The sequence below is a fragment of the Rhodopirellula maiorica SM1 genome (assembly GCF_000346295.1).
Lineage (GTDB): Bacteria > Planctomycetota > Planctomycetia > Pirellulales > Pirellulaceae > Novipirellula > Novipirellula maiorica.
Map to the genome: position 1 here is coordinate 1 of NZ_ANOG01000948.1, position 1,395 is coordinate 1,395.

General features: G+C 53.6%; 1 protein-coding gene and 1 tRNA gene. Both read left to right on the forward strand.

The window, feature by feature from the left end:
• Nucleotides 1-612: 612 nt before the first annotated feature.
• Nucleotides 613-686, forward strand: a tRNA-Ile gene (locus RMSM_RS30380).
• Between the two features lie 442 nt (nucleotides 687-1,128).
• A partial coding sequence (locus tag RMSM_RS43125) for a hypothetical protein (protein ID WP_040770294.1) occupies nucleotides 1,129-1,395 on the forward strand: 267 nt, incomplete at its 3' end.

Below are 1,395 nucleotides of genomic sequence, written 5' to 3' on the forward strand. Positions count from 1 at the left end.
CAAAAAGATGGGTGGCAAAAATATTTGGAAGACAGGAAGACGAATTTATCTTTTTGCCCCTCATGTTTTTGCCGCCGTCTTCTTCGCTTTCCAGAACACCCGCGGTGACATCAATCACTCCATCGTTCGCGTTCCAAAGAAGACAGAGCGACGCAAGCCGTCGTCGGGCCTAGCATCGTCTGGCGAAATTTGTCGACAGGTCCCGGGTCTGTAGCATTCATGTTTCGAACAAGAACAGAACCGACAAAAAAATGGGTGGCAAAAATTTTTGGAAGACGGGAGGACGGATTTATCTTTTTGTCCCTCATGTCTTTGCCGCCGGTTTCTTACAAGCACACCAGCGGTGCCATTGGTCGCGATTGCCAATCGGTGTCGCCGTGCCGATGCCGACGGTCGGGCAAGACAAGGTTAAAAGTTGGCTGGTTAGACGATGGCGAAACAGAGTGACGGCCGCCGAGAACGCTGACAACTCCGAGAGTTGAGCGATAGGGGCAAGCGAGCGCAAAATCGATAGCAGCGAACCTGCGAGTGAGGGAAATTGTCGTTTTTCTTATAGGCGAAAACCACCTAGTGCGAGACGTAGCGAGAGTGTGTTAAACTCTGCGACACACCGGGGGTGTAGCTCAGTCGGTTAGAGCAGGGAACTCATAATTCCTTGGTCGCGGGTTCGAGTCCTGCCACCCCTACTTCTTGCACTGCCCCGCCTTTGGCTCGTCTTTTCACGAACGAATACGGTCCAAGAAGGGCGGGTTCCCACAGGCGAATGGCATCGACTTTCGTAGTGGGACTCGCCAGAGTTCCTAGTGCCTCAACAGCAAATACGGGAATTCTGGCGAATTCCACTACTTGATCATTCTCCGTTTTTCCAAAGTAGATGGCATTGGCCGGTAGGAACCGGTCCTGCTTCGCTGACGCAAAAAACGCTCGCGTGGTCGCAGTCAACTGACAGGGGTTGGACGAGCACCGGATTCACCATCCGCGTCGGAAATCTTCGCGGACGCCGTTCTCGTACGCATCGTCCAAGACTTCTGCACTGGTGTCGTTTTGCGGGCGCGACCGGTTTCTTGGGTATGCAGATTGCATCCTCATTGGGGCCGGCACACTGCTTGACACTCATCGGATGCACCCATGCAAAGTAAGACTGCCTTATTGTTGCTGTTTACCAGTGTGATTGCGCTGACTGCGATTCAATCCACCTCCGGCCAAGATCCTTCCCCTCGGTTTGATGGCGATCAATCCGGTCGACAAGAGGTCAGTGACGCAAACGAAAACGCCACGCAAGGAATGGCCGAACTCCGACAGGCAATCACGCGGTTGGAGGCGAAGGTCGACCAGCTTCTTGCTCAACCATCGGATTCTCCGAGGTCAAAGTGCAGATCGTCGACGAGTCGAGGT